Source organism: Pseudomonas sp. B14(2017) (genome assembly GCF_002113255.1).
In the GTDB taxonomy this organism is placed as follows: domain Bacteria; phylum Pseudomonadota; class Gammaproteobacteria; order Pseudomonadales; family Pseudomonadaceae; genus Aquipseudomonas; species Aquipseudomonas putida_Z.
This window is the reverse complement of record NZ_NEJY01000023.1, coordinates 117773-133984: the sequence shown is the minus strand read 5'-3', so window position 1 is coordinate 133984 and position 16212 is coordinate 117773. Positions and strand designations below refer to the sequence as shown.

Below are 16212 nucleotides of genomic sequence, written 5' to 3'. Positions count from 1 at the left end.
AAAGCTGGCCAGAATTGCATTCGCCTTGATGAAGACTCAAGGCGAATACATGAGCAAAGGGGGCAAAAAGCATTGCCCACAACCATAGAATCTCCCACAGGGTCCCTGCTAATTCAATGAGTTATGTGCAGCCTTATGAGAACGGGCACGCCCGCTCCCACAGGGTGCGCAGTGCGAAACCTGAGAAAGCGCAGCCATCACTTCACAAAATCCTGAACTGATTATTTGCCCGCAGCGATTTTTCCCCTCGCCAACCGCTACCAGAATCGCTTCACCACAATCACAAGAACCGTGAGGCCACTCCCGTGGACCAGACACTCCAGGTACGGCAAGCCGCCGCCGACCTCGTTGCGGCGTTCGCCAGCAACGACACTGCTCGCTATTTCGCCTGCTTCAGCGAAGACGCCACCTTCCTTTTCCACACCCTGCCGCAACCGCTGCTGTCGCGCCATGCCTACGAGCAACTCTGGGCCCAGTGGCAGGCCGACGGGTTTGCGGTGCTCGCCTGCGAATCGGGCAATGCCCAGGTGAGCCTGCAAGGTGATGTGGCGATCTTCATGCATGATGTGGCCACGCACATCCGCATCTCCGGCGAAGAACACCAGTTGAGCGAGCGCGAAACCATTGTCTTCCGCCGCCACGGCGAAAGGTGGCTGGCCTGCCACGAGCACCTGTCGGTCGTATCGCCGGCCTGATCATCCATTTACGCGGCCCTGCCGCCCTGCCATCGCACCCACAATAAGGCCCGCGTACTGCGCCGGCCCACAACAACCGCGCTGGAGCATCACCATGAGCCACTCGACCGGTATCGAGACCAACGGCGTCGAACAGATCCCCGACGATCAACGCGACGCCTCCCCGCTGGACCTGTTCCGCCTGATCTTCGGCGGCGCCAATACCTTCGCCACGGCCGTACTGGGCAGCTTCCCAGTGCTGTTCGGGCTGTCGTTCCAGGCCGGTGTGTGGGCGATCCTGCTCGGCGTCGGCGTGGGCGCGCTGATCCTCGCGCCCATGGGCCTGTTCGGCGCGCTCAACGGCACCAACAACGCGGTGTCGTCTGGGGCGCACTTTGGCGTGCACGGGCGCATCGTCGGTTCGTTCCTGTCGCTGCTCACCGCGGTGGCGTTCTTTTCGCTGTCGGTGTGGAGCTCGGGCGACGCCCTGGTCGGCGGCGCCAAGCGCCTGGCCGGCCTGCCGGAAACCGACCTGACCCTGGGCCTGGCCTATGGCCTGTTCGCGGTGCTGGTGCTGGTGGTGTGCATCTTCGGCTTCCGCTTCATGCTGTGGGTCAACAAGATCGCCGTGTGGGCCTCGAGCCTGCTGTTCCTGCTGGGCATCGTTGCCTTTGCCGGGCCGTTCGATGCCGGTTACGCGGGCAGCGTAAACCTCGGCCAGGCGGGCTTCTGGGCGGCATTCGTCGGTGCGGCGATCCTGGCCATGAGCAACCCGGTGTCGTTCGGTGCGTTCCTCGGCGACTGGTCGCGCTACATCCCGCGTGAAACGCCCAAGGCGCGCATCATGCTGGCGGTGATCGCGGCCCAGGGCGCGACACTGATCCCTTTCCTGTTCGGCCTGTGCACCGCCACCCTGGTGGCCACCCAGGCACCGGACTACATCGCCGCCAACAACTACGTCGGTGGCCTGCTGGCGGTGGCGCCAAGCTGGTTCTTCCTGCCGGTGTGCCTGATTGCGGTGATCGGCGGCATGTCCACCGGCACCACGGCGCTGTACGGCACCGGCCTGGACATGTCCAGCGTGTTCCCACGCCTGCTCAGCCGTGCCGGCGCCACGCTGCTGATCGGCGTGCTGGCGATCGGCTTCATCTTCGTCGGCCGCTTCACCTTCAACCTGGTGCAGAGCGTGTCGACCTTCGCCGTGCTGATCATCACCTGCACCAGCCCGTGGATGGTGATCATGATCCTCGGCCTGATCACCCGCCGCGGCTTCTACCATGCCGACGATCTGCAGGTGTTCACCCGCGGCCAGCGTGGCGGCCACTACTGGTTCCTGCATGGCTGGAACTGGCGCGGCATGGGGGCGTGGATCCCCAGCGCGGCGGTGGGCCTGTGCTTCGTCAACCTGCCAGGGCAGTTCGTCGGCCCGCTGGGCGACCTGGCCGGCGGCATCGACCTGAGCCTGCCGGTCACCCTGGGGCTGGCCGGCGTGCTGTACCTGCTGCTGCTCAACCTGTTCCCCGAACCCGCCGGCGTGTATGGCCCCCAGGGCCCGCGTTGGGTGCGTTGCAAAAGCACCGCGCACACGCCGGTAACCACCGCCGAAATGGCCTGACTGGAAACCGACCATGACCACTTCCCACTACATTGCCGGCCGCTGGGTCGAAGGCCAGGGCAGCGACTGCATCAGCGTCAATGACCCGGCCCTTGGGCAACCGTTTGCCGAACTGATGGCCGCCAGCGTCGCCCAGGTAGACCAGGCCGTGACCGCTGCCCGTGGCGCCCTGCCCGCCTGGAAAAACACCAGCGCCAGCGAACGCGCTGCCTACCTGCGCGGCTTTGCCGAACAGCTCGGGCAGCGCCGTGAAGCGTTGATCACCTTGCAGATGCGCAACAACGGCAAGCCACGTCACGAGGCGGAAATCGACCTGGACGACGCCATCGCCACCTTCGGCTACTACGCCGAACTGGCCGAGCAACTGCCATCGAAGAACCGTGATGTGCCGTTGGCTGCGCCTGGCTTCAGTGCTCGTACCCGCCTGGAACCGGTGGGCGTGGTCGGCCTGATCGTGCCGTGGAACTTCCCGCTGGTGACCAGCGCCTGGAAGCTCGCCCCGGCCCTGGCCGCTGGTTGCACCGTGGTGCTCAAGCCATCGGAAGTCACCCCGCTGATCGAACAGGCCTACGGCCAGATCGCCGATGCCCTGGGGCTGCCGGCCGGGGTGTTGAACATCGTCAACGGCAAGGCCGAGACCGGCGCTGCACTGAGCAACCACAATGGCCTGGACAAGCTGTCGTTCACTGGCAGCAATAGTGTCGGCAGCCAGGTAATGCGCAGCGCTTCGGCGCAGTGCCGGCCGGTGACGCTGGAGCTGGGCGGCAAGTCGGCGATCGTGGTGTTCGATGATTGCGACGTGGGCCAGGCAGTGGAATGGATCGTCGCCGGCATTACCTGGAACGCCGGGCAGATGTGCTCGGCCACTTCGCGGCTGCTGGTGCAGGACGGCATTGCCGATGCATTGCTGCCGCGTTTGCAGGCCGTACTGGAACAGCTACGGGTCGGTAATCCGTTGACCGAAGAGGTCGACATGGGGCCGCTGACCAGCCAGGCGCAGTGGCTGAAGGTGGCCGGCTACTTTGCCACGGCGCGGGAGGAAGGCCTGCAGTGCCTGGCCGGTGGCAAGGCGCTGGACCGGGATGGCTGGTTCGTCAGCCCGACGCTGTATGCCGATGTGCCGAAAGACAGCCGCCTGTGGAGCGAGGAAATCTTTGGCCCGGTGCTGTGCGCGCGTCGCTTTGCGACCGAGGAACAGGCGATTGCCGAGGCCAACGATAGCCGCTTCGGGCTGGTGGCTACGGTGTGCTCCGCCGACCTGGAGCGCGCCGAGCGGGTGGCCGATGCGCTGGAGGTTGGCCATGTGTGGATCAACTCGGTGCAGGCGGTGTTCGTCGAGACCTCGTGGGGTGGCACCAAGGGTAGCGGGATCGGGCGTGAGCTGGGGCCTTGGGGGTTGTCGGCCTACCAATCGGTCAAGCATGTGACGCGCTGTCTGGGTTGAGATTTCCGGGGCCGCTTTGCGGCCCTTTCGCCGGCAAGCCATGTGCCATCACTGTGGGAGCTGGCTTGCCGGCGATCGAGGGCGAAGCCCTCGCCTTGGCCCCTCAGATGTAAGACTTTTCCCAACCTGAAACCAAATGCTTCAGCTGGAAGTAGCTTGGGAATTATCCTACCCGCGCCGCAGCCGTTTCTCTGTTGTTGAACAGGAGCATCAGGGCTAATTTCCCTGGGTCGTCAAAAATGGCGACCGGGTGTGAGAGCCCGTGCTGATCTGGTTGCAACCTCAACGGTAGCTGTGCGCGGGCAGGCTTGGTCCTGGCCGGGTTCCTAGGTCTCCGGTCTCTCACCCCGCGTACGGCTGCCACCCGATCCTGTGAGAGGGAATGGGGTGGTAGCTCCTGACCGACCTAGGGAAACGCAATGAATAAACTTGTGCCCGATCCACCTGTAAAACCTGGCTCCCGCCCGTTCTACACCATCAACAACGACTTGCCCTCACCCGAGGCACTGCGATACGTCTCGCAGTTGCTGCTCGGCATCGAGGACACCCTCGACGAATACATCTGCGCCAACGCTGGCGAACCGGGCATCGGGTTGTTGGTCAATACCGTGCATAACGTGCAAATGACCCGGGCGCTCAACCAGTTGCTGTTGAACCGCGAGTAAGGCCTGGAATTGATGCCGGGCTCACGACCTCTTCGCGGGTAAACCCGCTCCCACATGGATAGCGCAGGCCTGAAGGGCAGCACCGTACCTGTGGGAGCGGGCGTGCCCGCGAAGAATCCGACGCGGTGCCTGGCACCGGCTCCGCCGGTGTTCGCGGGCGCGCCCGCTCCCACGGGGATAGCGCAGCCTGAAGGGCAGCACCGTACCTGTGGGAGCGGGCTTGCCCGCGAAGAGGCCGGTACAGGCGACACAAAACTCTGCGCCCGCGTGACTTTCCCCGCCCCCTGCAAAGTCCCACTTCCTGGTACCCCCACAATCACAACACCAGGCCGGACCACCCATGCACCCTGAACGCACCGCCTTGCACAACGAACTGCACGCCCGCCCGTCGCTGTATTTCGACGGCCCGGCGCATGTCTTCCACCTGGCCTTGCTCGGCGCCGATGCTGCCTGTGCGGCACTGCTGCAACGCTGCTGCCCGGATGCCCTGGACACCGCTGCCGCCCAAGGCATCACCCGCCTGGATGGCCATCCGTTCAAGTGGGAACGGCACACCGAGTTCTTCACCCTGACCCTGGTGGTGCCCTGCACTGCCGCCGACACCGAGTGGCAAACGCTGCCGCCGGTGCTGGCCGAGGCTATCGCTCCGCAAGCGGCGCAAGTAATCAACGCCGTGCAGGTGCTGGTCCGTGACGAACACGAACTGGACCTGCCCCACTACGGTTTCAAGGACCCGTGCGGCTCCTGCGTCGGCGGTGGCGATGCGGTGGTGTGGAGCGATTTTCGCCTGACCGAAGACGGCACCAACCGCTTCCTGTTCATAAACCGTCGCCTCAATGCCTACCGACAGGGCCGCATGATCCGCCGTCTGCTGGAGATCGAGACCTACCGCATGATGGCCTCGCTGACCCTGACCACGGCCAAGGACCTGAGCCAGGAACTGGATGCCTTCGACAAGACCCTGGTCAGCCTCTCGGAGCGCAGTGCCGGGGTCGATGGCCATGATTCCAAAGGGTTGCTGGAGGCCATTGCCCACCTGTCACGCCAGGTGGTCAGCCGCACGGTGAAAACCCGCCACCGCTTCGGCGCCACACAAGCCTATGCGCAACTGGTGTTCGAGCGCATGGGCGAGCTGCGGGAAAGCCATGTGGGCGACTGCCAGCGCCTGGGGGTGTTCATCGAACGCCGGTTCAAACCGACCGTGCGCTACTGCGCGGCCACCGAGCAGCGCCTGGAGCAGTTGGCGAAGAATGTGGCCAACCTGGGCGACCTGTTGCAGGCACGGGTACAGGTGGAGATGGAAGAACAGAACGCCGAGATCCTGCGCAGCCTCAATGCCCGGGCCGATGCCCAGGTGAAGATCCAGCGGGCGGTGGAGGGGCTTTCGATCATTGCCATCACCTACTACCTGCTGAACTTGTTCAAGCTGCTGTATGGCGGGCTGAATGTGCTGGGGTTGGGGCTGACGGCGCGGGATGGGCTGTTGGCCATGGCGCCGCCGGTGCTGTTGGTGTTGCTGGTGATTTTGCTGAGGATCAGGCAGGCCAAGCAGCATTGAGGCTGGGGGCTGCCTTGCAGCCCGATCGCCGGCAAGCCAGCTCCCACAAGGGCCGCGCCGACTTCAAGCCATACGCAGTACCTGTGGGAGCCGGCTTGCCGGCGATTGGCTTCACACCGACTCGTCAGCCGAGCGAGCGCCCTCCTGCACCAACACCATGCTCTGCGGCGACGACAGGGCAATACCTTCATCACGCAGGCGCCCAAGAATGGTGAACAACAGGTCACTGCGCGTACCGGACACCTGCCGCGGCCCCGCCACATAACCACTCACACCTATCACCATGCCGCTGCTGGTCAGGTCCTTGAAGGTGACCGAGGTGGCCGGCGCATCCAGGATCGCCTCGTGCTCCTGATAAGCCGCCAGCAGCAGTTCACGCACGCGGTTGGCATCGGTCTCCAGCGGCATGGTCAGGGTAATGCCGACCACGCCAAGGGCATTGCCCATGGTCACGTTGCGCACGTTCTGCGAGATGAACTGCGAGTTGGGCACGATAACCGTCGAGCGGTCAGACATCTGGATCTCGGTGGCGCGCACGTTGATACGGCGAATGTCGCCCTCGACGCCCGCCAGGCTGACCCAGTCGCCCACCTTGACCGGGCGCTCGGTCAGCAGGATCAGGCCGGAGATGAAGTTCTGCACGATCTGCTGCAAGCCGAAACCGATACCCACCGACAGGGCACTGACCACCCAGGTCAGGCTGGTGAGGTTGATGCGCAGGGTCGACATCACCAGCATGGCCAGGAAGATGAAGCCCAGGTAACCCACCAGGGTCACCAGCGAGGCACGCATGCCGGCGTCCATGTCGGTTTCCGGCAGCAGGCGATCACTCAGCCAGCGCTTTACCACGCGGATGGCGAACAGGCCGCCGAGGAACATCACCACTGCCAACAGAATGTCCTGGGGGACAATGTTCATGTTGCCCAGCAGCTTGCCGCCGGTCTCGTCCCAATCACCCAGGCTCAGCAGCAGCTCGCTGGGGCTGGTGCCCGATGGCATCAGTGCCAGCAACAATGCCAGAAACAGCACCACGGTGCGGCCGATGCCGGCCAGGATGGTGCTGGCCTGCGCCTGGTGACGCGGCGCCAGGCCCAGGGTCGAGGCCAACGCCAGGCCGCCGGGCTGGCGGGGCGACAGCAAGGTTTCGCAGAGGTCGCCAAAGAAGGTGGTCAGCAGGTAGGCACAGGTGATCACCAGGCTGACCCACAGCAGCTTGGCGGTGAGGAAGTAGGCGAGTGTCAGGTAACCGGCGAGCAGGGCCAGCAGGATCAGCGTCAGCCAGATTACCATCACGAACGGGATCAGCCCGGCCAGGCCCGTGGGGCGCTCCAGGTCATGCTTGCGCAGGGTGCGGCGGTAACGCAGCAGCGCACCGGCGAAGGTAACCGCCACTACCAGCGCGGTCAGGCCGTTGACCGCCACGGTCAGCGCCAGGCTCGCACCGATCACGCTGTTGATTCGTTCCATGGTCATCATGACCATCAGCGCCAACGCCAGCACCTTGGGGAACCAGCCCAGGGCGCTGGCCACTTCGTCGTGAATCGGCGGCAGGCGCCAGGACGGGCGTTGCAGCATCAGCATGGCGCGGCCCAGGCCGGTGATGAAGGCGCTGAACACCACCAGGGCAAGTACATGGTTGGCCAGGCTGGCGATATCGGCGCCCAGCTCGGCGCTGCTCTCCAGCCCCCATCGCAGCAGCGAGACCGAACCGGCGATGGTACCCAGGGTTGCCAGGCTCACGCCCAGCGCCAACGCGCTGCGGCGCAGGCGGCCTTCGGGTAGCCAGCTGACCATGGCGTCGGCCAGCAGGCGCTCGAGCACGCGGCGCACCAAGGTCCAGACCAGGATTGCCGCCACCAGGCTGGTAATGAACAGCCAGCGATTTTCGGCGCTGAAGGCACTGCCGATGGCATCGGCCGTCTCGCCACGCAGGTCACGCAGGCGTGCCACGTCGTCCTGGGTGGGGCGAATGATGCTCTGCCAGAACGCCGGGCTCAGCGGTGAGGCCGCGCGGCTGGTGATCTGCGAGTTGAACTGGCTGCGGCGCAGGTTGACGATTTGCGTGGACAGGTCGCGGGCCGACTGGGTCAGCTTGGTCGCCTGGTCCCGTTGGGCTACCAAGGCCTTCTTCTCGGCCTCCAGCTCCTTGCGCTGCTGGGTCAGGGTGGCGGCCTCGTCCGGCTGGAGCGGGCCGATGACCTTGAGCTTGTCGTCGACTTTCTCCACATCCGTGGTGCGCAGGGCACTTAACGCATCGGCCTGGCGCTGCACCTGCATGGCGCCCAGTCGCAGTTGCGACAGCAGATCGTCGTTGGCCTCGCTGGTGACACCTTGGCGGATCTGGTCCAGTCGATCGCTCAACTGCTCGATGCTGGCGTTTTCATCCAGCTCGTTCGCTTCGGCAACCGCCAGATTGGACAAGGGCGTGGCCGGGGCCGACCAGGCCGGGCTGGCAATGGCCAGCATCAGGGCCATGAAAACCATCAGGCCTGGGCAATAACGGGCAAGGCTGACACGCCTCATCGAATATTCCTCTTTACAATTCGATTTGGCGGGGGATTCTACGCGGCTTCAGGCAATCAGGAGAGTGCCGTTTCTCGTTTGAGCAGTTGCTGTTTGCGCTCGACACCCCAGCGGTAGCCGCTGATGTCGCCGTCGCGGCGTACCACCCGATGGCAAGGGATGGCCACGGCGATGTGGTTGGCCGCGCAGGCCATGGCCACCGCACGCACCGCCTTGGGCGCGCCGATGCGCTCGGCGATGTCGGTATAGCTGACCCGGCTGCCGGCCGGGACCTCGCGCAGGGCCTGCCACACCCGCTCCTGGAACGCAGTGCCTTGCACATCCAGGGGCAAGGCCAGGCCCAGCGCCGGGGCTTCGACGAAACCCACCACCTCGGCGACCAACCGTTCGTAGGCACTGTCGCCGCCGACCAGGTGGGCCTTGGGGAACTGGTCCTGCAGGTCGCACAGCAGGGCCTCGGGGTCGTCGCCCAGCAGGATCGCGCAAATGCCCTTCTCGCTCTGGGCCACCAGGATCGCGCCCAGAGAGCACTGGCCGAGGGCGAAGTGGATGGTTGCCCCGGCGCCGCCGGCGCGGTATTGCCGCGGACGCATGCCCAGGCGCTGGTCGGCGCTTTCGTAGAAACGGCTGTTGGAGTTGTAGCCGGCGTCATAGATGGCATCGGTGACAGAGCGCTGGCCATCTTCCAGGTGCGCGCGCAGGCGCCGGGCACGGAAAGCGGTGGCGTAGGCCTTGGGGGTCAGGCCGGTTTCGGCCTTGAACAGGCGATGCAGGTGGAAAGGGCTGACGGCCAGTTGGGCGCTGAGTTGATCGAGGCTGGGCGCGGGGTCGCTGGCTTCGATCAGCCGGCAGGCGCGGGTGACCAGCTGGCTATGGCGGGTGGCGCTGGTGGTGGCGGTGCAACGTTTGCAGGCGCGGTAGCCGGCGGCTTCGGCGGCGGCTGGGGTGTCGTAGAACTCGACGTTGGTTCGCTTGGCGAGGCGCGATTTGCAGCCGGGGTGGCAGTAGATGCCGGTGGTGCGCACGGCGTAGACGAAGTGGCCGGTGGCGGCGGTTTCGCGGGATTCTACGGCTTGCCAGCGTTGGTCGGGGGTGGTGTAGGGGTTCATTGGTAAATGTCCAGATAGGTTGTTGCCTGTGCCGGCCTCTTCGCGGGCATGCCCGCTCCCACAGGGACCGTGTCGGTTTCGGATGTTGTGCCATGCCTTTGAGGCCGGTTCACCTACAACTTCAGGTACTGCATAGACCTTCAAGGCTGTGGAAATCCCTGTGGGAGCGGGCATGCCCGCGAAAGGGCCGGCACAAGCAGTGCAAGACCTCAGGCCCGCCACAGATACCAGGCCGCCACGGTACGGTATGGCCGCCAGCCGCCACCCAGCGAACGCATTTGCGCCGGCGTCGGCGCCTTGTCCAGCCCCTTCAGCCGCCGATACCCCTCGCGCACGCCAAAATCGTCGACCGGCAGAACGTCCGAACGCGCCAGGCTGTAGATCAGCAACATCTCCACCGTCCACCGCCCTACCCCGCGCAATGCCACCAGCCGTTCGATCAACGCCTCGTCAGCCATGGCCAGTGCCTCTTCCCGGCTCGGCACCAGGCCATCCAGCCGGCCCTGGGCAATACCCTGGATCGTCGCCATCTTGCTCGCGGAAAAACCACAGGCGCGCATGGTTTCTGGTGTAACCGCCAACAACTGCTCCGGCCCTGGGAACGCAGCCTCCGGGAACAACGCCAGCAAGCGCCCAAGAATTGCCTCGGCAGCACGGGCATGCAGTTGCTGGTAGGCAATCGCCCGTACCAGCACTTCGTAAGGCTCACGCCCCGGCGTAGCCTGGTGCAGGCAAGGCCCGGTCGCCGCGATATGCCGCGACCAGTCCGGGTCGAGCGCCGCCAGGTATTCGGTGGCCTCGCGGTACGCGTCAGGCGAAAGGTCGGCCCGGATCATGACACCTCCATCAAGTCGATTGCAGGTCCAGCTTAGCGCAGCCGTTCATCGGGCAAACGCCGGTTCTTGCGCGGCTAATTCCTGGCCTGCCATTGCTCCGCGCCATCGTCCCCGCATAGAATTGAGAACTATTAACAATCGCATATATCCACAGGACCGGGCCTTCGCCAAGATGCAGATCAACGACACGCTCAAGCCGACCGAGGTCGCTCTGCTCTACCAGGCCCACCACCGTTGGCTCAGCGGCTGGCTGCGCAGCCGGGTCGGTTGCAGCGAGCATGCCGCCGACCTGGCCCAGGATACCTTCGTGCGGCTGTTGCGGGCCCGCCAGCTTTCGCCGCTGAAGGAGCCACGCGCCTACCTCAGCAGCATCGCCCGTGGCCTGATGATCGACCAGTTCCGCCGCCGCGCGCTGGAGAGGGCCTACCAGGAAAGCCTGGCTCACCTGCCCGAAGCCGAAGTGCCCAGCGAAGAAGATCGACTGGTCATCCTGGATACCCTGGCACGCCTCGACCTTGCCCTGCACCAGCTGAAACCGCGTGCCCGCCAGGCTTTCCTGCTGGCTCAGCTCGATGGTTTGAGCATCGTGCAGATCGCCCTGCGCCTAGGTGTGTCGCGGGCCACCGTCGAGCGGGACCTGGCCAAGGCCCTGGGCGTCTGCTACCGGTTGCGCTATGCCGACGTCTGACAGCGCGCCCGCGCAGGCGCAGGTCGACCAGGCCATCGACTGGCTGGTGAAGTTGCGCTTCGACAGCCCCTGCCCGCGTACCGAGCAGCAGTTCCAGCACTGGCTGGCCAGCCATCCGCACAACCCCTTGGCCTGGCAGCGGGTCAGCCATCTCGGTGACGAACTGGCCGGGCTGCCCAAGGGCCTGAGCCGCCGCACTCTGGATGGCAGCCAGCGCCAGCGCATCAGCCGCCGCGACCACCTCAAGCTGCTGGCCGTGCTGGCCGTGGGCGGCAGCCTGGGCTGGGCCGCGCGCGAACCGTTGGGCATACCCCAGCTGCTGGCCGACAGCAGCACTGCCACCGGCGAACGCCGCCAGCTGCAAGGCAGCGATGGCAGCCGCATCCAGCTCAATACCGCCAGCGCCATCGACCTGCGTTACAGCGCCGAGCAGCGCCGGCTGCAACTGGTGCGTGGCGAGGTGAGCCTGGACAGCAACCCCAACGATAACCGCCCGTTCCGCATCGACACCCGCATTGGCCAACTGGCCACACTCGACGGCCAGCTGCTGCTGCGCGAGAACGACCAGGGCCTGTTGCTGGCGGTACGCCGGGGCGACGTCACGCTGTTCCCCACCTCGGCCTCGCCACGTCGGGTGCTGCCAGGCGAAACCTTGCAGGTGTGGGCCAGCGGCAGCTTCCAGGCGGTGACGCTGCACAGCGACCCCTGGGGCTGGACCGACGGCGTGCTCAGCGTGCAGCAGATGCCGCTGGGCGAGTTCATCGCCGAGCTGGCGCGTTACCGCCCCGGCCTGCTGCGCTGTGCCCCCGGAGTGGCAGACCTGAAGGTGTCCGGTACCTACCAGCTGGCCGACACCGGGCAGATCCTGCAGCTGCTCACCCGCAGCCTGCCGGTGCGGGTCGACTACCGCACGCGTTATTGGGTGAGCATCGGTGCGGCCTGAAAAATTTCTAAAAATAAATGAGGTGGAATCTCATTCTCGTCCGGCCTGAAGGAACAAAACCCGAAAAGTGGTCTTCACAACCTTCAGGAGCGCTTCATGATTGCCCCGTGTTCCCCTCGCAACGACAGGCTGCGCCGTGCCGTGCGCGCGGCCGTGTTCGGCCTTGGCCTGGCAGCTGGCGGTGCCTTCCCGGCCATGGCCCAGGCTGCAGCGGCCAGCCAGAGCCAGCAGACCGACTGGAACATCCCGGCCGGCCCGCTGGCCCCGGCGCTGGACCAGTTGGCCCGCCAGGGCGGCCTTAGCCTGTCGTTCGACGCGAACAGCCTGCAGGGCAAGACCACCCGCGGCGTGCAGGGCCGGCATGACAATGCGGGGGCGCTGTCGATCCTGTTGCAGGGCAGCAACGTGCAGGTCCAGCAGGAAAGCGCAACCAGCTTCCTGCTGATCCCGGCGCTGGATGTGGGAAACGCCCTTGAGCTGGGCGCGACCAGCATTTCCAGCGACCGCCTGGGCGAAACCACCGAGCACACCGGCTCCTACACTACCGGCGAAGTGACCATCGGCAAGATGCCGCAAACCCTGCGCCATACCCCGCAATCGGTCAGCGTGATAACCCGCCAACGCATCGATGACCAGAACATCACCAACCTGACCAACCTGCTGGAGCAGACACCCGGCGTGGTGGTCAACTACACCGACAGCGAGCGGGTGCAGTACTACTCGCGTGGCTTTGCCATCGATGCCATCCAGTATGACGGCGCCACCGTGGTGCAGAGCAGCGGTGGGGGTTCGTTCATTCAGACCGACTCGGCGTTCATCGACCGCGCCGAAGTGCTGCGCGGCGCCACCGGCATGCTGCGTGGCGCCGGCAACCCGTCGGGCACGGTGAACCTGGTGCGCAAGCGCCCGACCCATGACTTCCAGGCTACGGGCAGCGTGACCCTGGGCTCGTGGAATGCGCAGCGCTACGTGGCCGATATCTCCGGCCCGCTGACCGAAACCGGCAACATACGCGGGCGGGTGATCGCCGTGCATGACGACCGCGACCTGTTCCAGGACTCGCGCATGGAGCGCAAGGAAGCGTTCGGCGGCTCGCTGGCCTTCGACCTGGACGACAGCACCACGCTGACCACCGGTGTCGAGTGGACCAAGCTCGACGCCACTGGCGCCTGGGGCAACCTGCCCGCCGACGCCAGCGGCGCCCCCCTGCCCTTCGGCCGCAGCACCTACCTGGGCGCCGACTGGAACCGCTGGGACCGCAGCAACCTGAACACCTTTGCCGAACTGGAACACCGCTTCGACAACGACTGGACCCTGAAGCTGATGGCCCTGCGTACCCACTTCGAGCTGGACGACCATGGCTTCAAGCAAACCTACATGGAGCGCGCACCGGCCAACCTGAACCCCACCGGCAACCCGTACCTGATGCAATACCAGGTTACCGAAGGCGACGGCGGCGAGAGCCTGCAGAACAACCTGAGCGCCACCCTCAACGGCCCGTTCGACCTGTTTGGCCGCACCCACGAGCTGATGGTCGGTGTCGAGCGGATTCGCAACGATTCCTACGCTTCGGCCACCAACCGGGTAATTTCCGGGCTGTACGACATCCGCTACTGGGACCCGAAAACCAGCCTGCCCGAGCCGGACATCGACATCACCGCACACCCGGTGCGCACCCGTACCACCCAGCAAGCCGCGCACGCCACCTGGCGCATTTCGCTGGCCGAACCGCTGACCGCGATCATCGGCGCGCGAGCCAACTGGTATGACTACGAGCAGGAAAACAACACCGGTGCAAACGGCAAGTTCAGCGTCGATGAGAAGATCGTGCCGTACGCGGCGCTGATCTACGACCTGAATGACAACTTCAGCGTGTACGCCAGCTACACCGAGATATTCAGCCCGCAGACAGTGGTGGACAAGAACAACTCGGTGCTCGACCCGATCATCGGCGAAGCCTACGAAACGGGCATCAAGGGCGAGTTCTACGATGGCCGGTTGAACACCAGCCTGGCGTTTTTCCGTATCAACCAGGTGGGTACGCCGGTGGATGACATGTCCACGGAGATCGGCTGCAACGGCACCACCGGCCGCTGCAAGATCGCCTCGGGCAAGAGCCGCAGCGAGGGCATCGACCTGGAGATTTCCGGCGAAGTGCTGCCGGGCTGGCAGGTCACCGGTGGCTACACCTACAACACCACCGAGTACCTGAAGAACTCGGCTGCCACCAATGGCAACGCGATCCGCACCACCGACCCGGAGCACATGCTGCGGCTGTTCACCAGTTACCGCCTGCCGGGCACGCTGGATGCCTGGACCATTGGCGGCGGCGTGCAGGCGCAGAGCGACATCTATTCCGAAAGCGGCACGGCCAAGGCGACCCAGGCGGGGTATGCGGTGTACAACGGCATGCTCGGTTATCGCATCAACGACAACTACTCAGTGCAACTGAACGCCAACAACATCTTCGACAAGAAGTACTACCGGCAGATCGGTACCACGGCGACGGGGTACTACTGGGGGGAGCCGCGCAATGTGTCGGTGACCTTGCGCGGGAGTTTCTGACAGGCATTTGCCTGACCGGCTGGCACCATTCCTGTAGGAGCGGCCTTGTGTCGCGATAGGGCCGCAAAGCGGCCCCCGGGACTCAGCAGCGCCGCAGACATCGCCGGGGCTGCCTTGCAGCCCTATCGCGACACAAGGCCGCTCCTACAGGGACCGCGCAGCCCTGGAAAACCTCAGTCCGCCACCGCCCGCAACCGCCCCGCGCGCCGGTACGACTGCCGGGCAAAGCACACGAACAACCCGGCCATCAGCGCCAGCGCGATGGGCAGACCATGCGGCGCCACATCCATCGCCGCACCGCTGACCAGCGGCCCGACCAGGCTACCCACACCCCACAGCAAGCCCACGCTGGCATTGGCGGTAACCAGGTCCTGCCCCTTGAAGCGCTGCCCGATCAGCACCAGCGCCAGCGTATAGATGCCCCCTGCCACGGCGCCCAGCAGCACCAGCAGCGGCCACAGCAGCCAGGTCAGGTTCAGCAGCCAGGGCAGGCCGATACCGATCGCCATCGCCAGCAGCCCGCATACCAGGTGCAGCCCGGTGCGCTCCACCCGGTCGGCCAACCAGCCAAGCGGCAACTGGAACAACATGTCACCGGCAAACACCACGGTCACCATCAGCGCCGCCACGCCCACGGCAAAGCCATGGCTGGTGGCATACACCGGCAGCAGCGACAGCACCACGGCATCGAAGAACGAGAAGAACAGCACCGCCACGCACAACGCCGGCGCCACACGGAAGAAACCGGCCAGGCCGAAGCTCTTTTCACCCTCTTCATGTTCCACATGGTCGTTGGGCACGGTCAGCACGATGCACAGCAGCGCCAGGCCATAGCAGACGGTGACCACACCGGTGATCCACGGGCTGTCGGCGCCCAGCACCGCCAGCATGGCCGGGCCGAGCACCTGGAAGCCGGTGAAGCTGGTGGCGTACAGGGCCATGATCTTGCCGCGGTTGTGCTCCGGGCACAGTTCGTTGACCCACGACTCGCCGAGGATGATGGCGATACCCATGCCCAGCCCCAGACCCAGGCGCAACAGCGCCAGCAGCCACAGCGAGCCGAACGCCGACTCGAGCAAGCCGATGCTGAGCGTGCACAGGCTGAAGCACAGCAGGTAGATGGTGCGCCGGGTGAGGTGGCGACAGCAGGCGTCGACCAGGAACGCCGAGAGCATCATGCCCGCAGCGGGGATGGCCGAGATGATGCCGATTTCCAGGGTGCTCGCACCGGCTTCATGCAGGCGCAACGACACCAGCGGCAGGCTGGCCCCCAAACTGAAACCCACGACCGAAACGGCGAACAACAGGCCCGCCAGCAAACGCATGTTCATGTACCACTCCTTGCAAACCGAAAAGACGTGCAGACACAGGCGCGCACGCCAGGGTGGCGAGCGACGCGAAAGCGCAGATCAGTTCAGGCGAGGTGTGGCGAGAAGGTGAAGGCAAACAGCACGCTGCGGCGACGCTTGAGCACCGTATCGCTCGGCCACGCGCGACGCAGGGCCTGGAAAGCAGGCTGGCGGGCGTTTGGCAGGGACTGGGTACGGCACATCGCTTTGACTACTACGCAGGTGGTTGGGGAAAGGCGGACT

General features: G+C 65.3%; 12 protein-coding genes. 8 read left to right on the top strand and 4 right to left on the bottom strand.

Features of this window, described 5'->3' with window-relative positions; all coding sequences use genetic code 11:
• Positions 1-305: 305 nt before the first annotated feature.
• From CAG34_RS23120 to CAG34_RS23095, 5 genes are all read left to right on the top strand, one after another.
• The gene (locus tag CAG34_RS23120) at positions 306-695 is read left to right on the top strand and encodes a nuclear transport factor 2 family protein (protein WP_085592610.1); all 390 of its coding nucleotides are present in this window, start codon (positions 306-308) and stop codon (positions 693-695) included.
• Between the two features lie 94 nt (positions 696-789).
• Positions 790-2289, top strand: a complete 1500-nt coding sequence (locus CAG34_RS23115) for a cytosine permease (protein ID WP_046616768.1) — start codon at positions 790-792, stop codon at positions 2287-2289.
• A 13-nt stretch (positions 2290-2302) separates the two neighbouring features.
• Positions 2303-3733, top strand: coding sequence for an aldehyde dehydrogenase family protein (locus CAG34_RS23110; protein WP_085592608.1), 1431 nt, complete (start codon positions 2303-2305; stop codon positions 3731-3733).
• Between the two features lie 419 nt (positions 3734-4152).
• Positions 4153-4398: a hypothetical protein gene (locus CAG34_RS23105; RefSeq protein WP_024086246.1), complete on the top strand. Its 246-nt coding sequence runs from the start codon at positions 4153-4155 to the stop codon at positions 4396-4398.
• A gap of 340 nt (positions 4399-4738) precedes the next feature.
• Complete coding sequence (locus CAG34_RS23095; protein ID WP_085592606.1) at positions 4739-5956, top strand: DUF3422 domain-containing protein; 1218 nt, start codon at positions 4739-4741, stop codon at positions 5954-5956.
• A 111-nt stretch (positions 5957-6067) separates the two neighbouring features.
• Here the strand turns inward: CAG34_RS23095 and CAG34_RS23090 are convergent, their stop codons facing one another.
• From CAG34_RS23090 to CAG34_RS23080, 3 genes are all read right to left on the bottom strand, one after another.
• On the bottom strand, positions 6068-8479 hold the full coding sequence (locus CAG34_RS23090) for a DUF3772 domain-containing protein (protein WP_085592603.1): 2412 nt from the start codon (positions 8477-8479) through the stop codon (positions 6068-6070).
• A 56-nt stretch (positions 8480-8535) separates the two neighbouring features.
• Positions 8536-9588, bottom strand: a complete 1053-nt coding sequence (ada, locus tag CAG34_RS23085; protein ID WP_085592601.1) for a bifunctional DNA-binding transcriptional regulator/O6-methylguanine-DNA methyltransferase Ada — start codon at positions 9586-9588, stop codon at positions 8536-8538.
• A gap of 209 nt (positions 9589-9797) precedes the next feature.
• Complete coding sequence (locus CAG34_RS23080) at positions 9798-10424, bottom strand: DNA-3-methyladenine glycosylase (protein ID WP_085592599.1); 627 nt, start codon at positions 10422-10424, stop codon at positions 9798-9800.
• Between the two features lie 172 nt (positions 10425-10596).
• On the opposite strand from CAG34_RS23080, the gene CAG34_RS23075 reads away from it, so the two are divergent.
• The 3 genes from CAG34_RS23075 to CAG34_RS23065 all read left to right on the top strand — a co-directional run bounded on the left by CAG34_RS23075 (position 10597) and on the right by CAG34_RS23065 (position 14620).
• Entirely contained in the window at positions 10597-11112 is a 516-nt protein-coding gene (locus CAG34_RS23075) for a sigma-70 family RNA polymerase sigma factor (RefSeq protein ID WP_085592597.1), read from the top strand.
• Entirely contained in the window at positions 11099-12055 is a 957-nt protein-coding gene (locus tag CAG34_RS23070) for a FecR domain-containing protein (protein ID WP_085592595.1), read from the top strand. Before CAG34_RS23075 ends, CAG34_RS23070 begins: the two co-directional genes overlap by 14 nt.
• Positions 12056-12151: 96 nt before the next feature.
• Complete coding sequence (locus tag CAG34_RS23065) at positions 12152-14620, top strand: TonB-dependent receptor (RefSeq protein WP_085592593.1); 2469 nt, start codon at positions 12152-12154, stop codon at positions 14618-14620.
• Between the two features lie 173 nt (positions 14621-14793).
• Here the strand turns inward: CAG34_RS23065 and CAG34_RS23055 are convergent, their stop codons facing one another.
• Positions 14794-15951, bottom strand: a complete 1158-nt coding sequence (locus CAG34_RS23055) for an MFS transporter (RefSeq protein WP_085592591.1) — start codon at positions 15949-15951, stop codon at positions 14794-14796.
• Positions 15952-16212: the final 261 nt, after the last annotated feature.

Bases quoted from the DNA above. Each gene is read 5' to 3' on its own strand.
- CAG34_RS23115 (WP_046616768.1), top strand. From the start codon at position 790: ATGAGCCACTCGACCGGTATCGAGACCAACGGCGTCGAACAGATCCCC.
- CAG34_RS23110 (WP_085592608.1), top strand. From the start codon at position 2,303: ATGACCACTTCCCACTACATTGCCGGCCGCTGGGTCGAAGGCCAGGGC.
- CAG34_RS23105 (WP_024086246.1), top strand. From the start codon at position 4,153: ATGAATAAACTTGTGCCCGATCCACCTGTAAAACCTGGCTCCCGCCCG.
- CAG34_RS23095 (WP_085592606.1), top strand. From the start codon at position 4,739: ATGCACCCTGAACGCACCGCCTTGCACAACGAACTGCACGCCCGCCCG.
- CAG34_RS23090 (WP_085592603.1), bottom strand. From the start codon at position 8,479: ATGAGGCGTGTCAGCCTTGCCCGTTATTGCCCAGGCCTGATGGTTTTC.
- ada (WP_085592601.1), bottom strand. From the start codon at position 9,588: ATGAACCCCTACACCACCCCCGACCAACGCTGGCAAGCCGTAGAATCC.
- CAG34_RS23080 (WP_085592599.1), bottom strand. From the start codon at position 10,424: ATGATCCGGGCCGACCTTTCGCCTGACGCGTACCGCGAGGCCACCGAA.
- CAG34_RS23075 (WP_085592597.1), top strand. From the start codon at position 10,597: ATGCAGATCAACGACACGCTCAAGCCGACCGAGGTCGCTCTGCTCTAC.
- CAG34_RS23070 (WP_085592595.1), top strand. From the start codon at position 11,099: ATGCCGACGTCTGACAGCGCGCCCGCGCAGGCGCAGGTCGACCAGGCC.
- CAG34_RS23065 (WP_085592593.1), top strand. From the start codon at position 12,152: ATGATTGCCCCGTGTTCCCCTCGCAACGACAGGCTGCGCCGTGCCGTG.
- CAG34_RS23055 (WP_085592591.1), bottom strand. From the start codon at position 15,951: ATGAACATGCGTTTGCTGGCGGGCCTGTTGTTCGCCGTTTCGGTCGTG.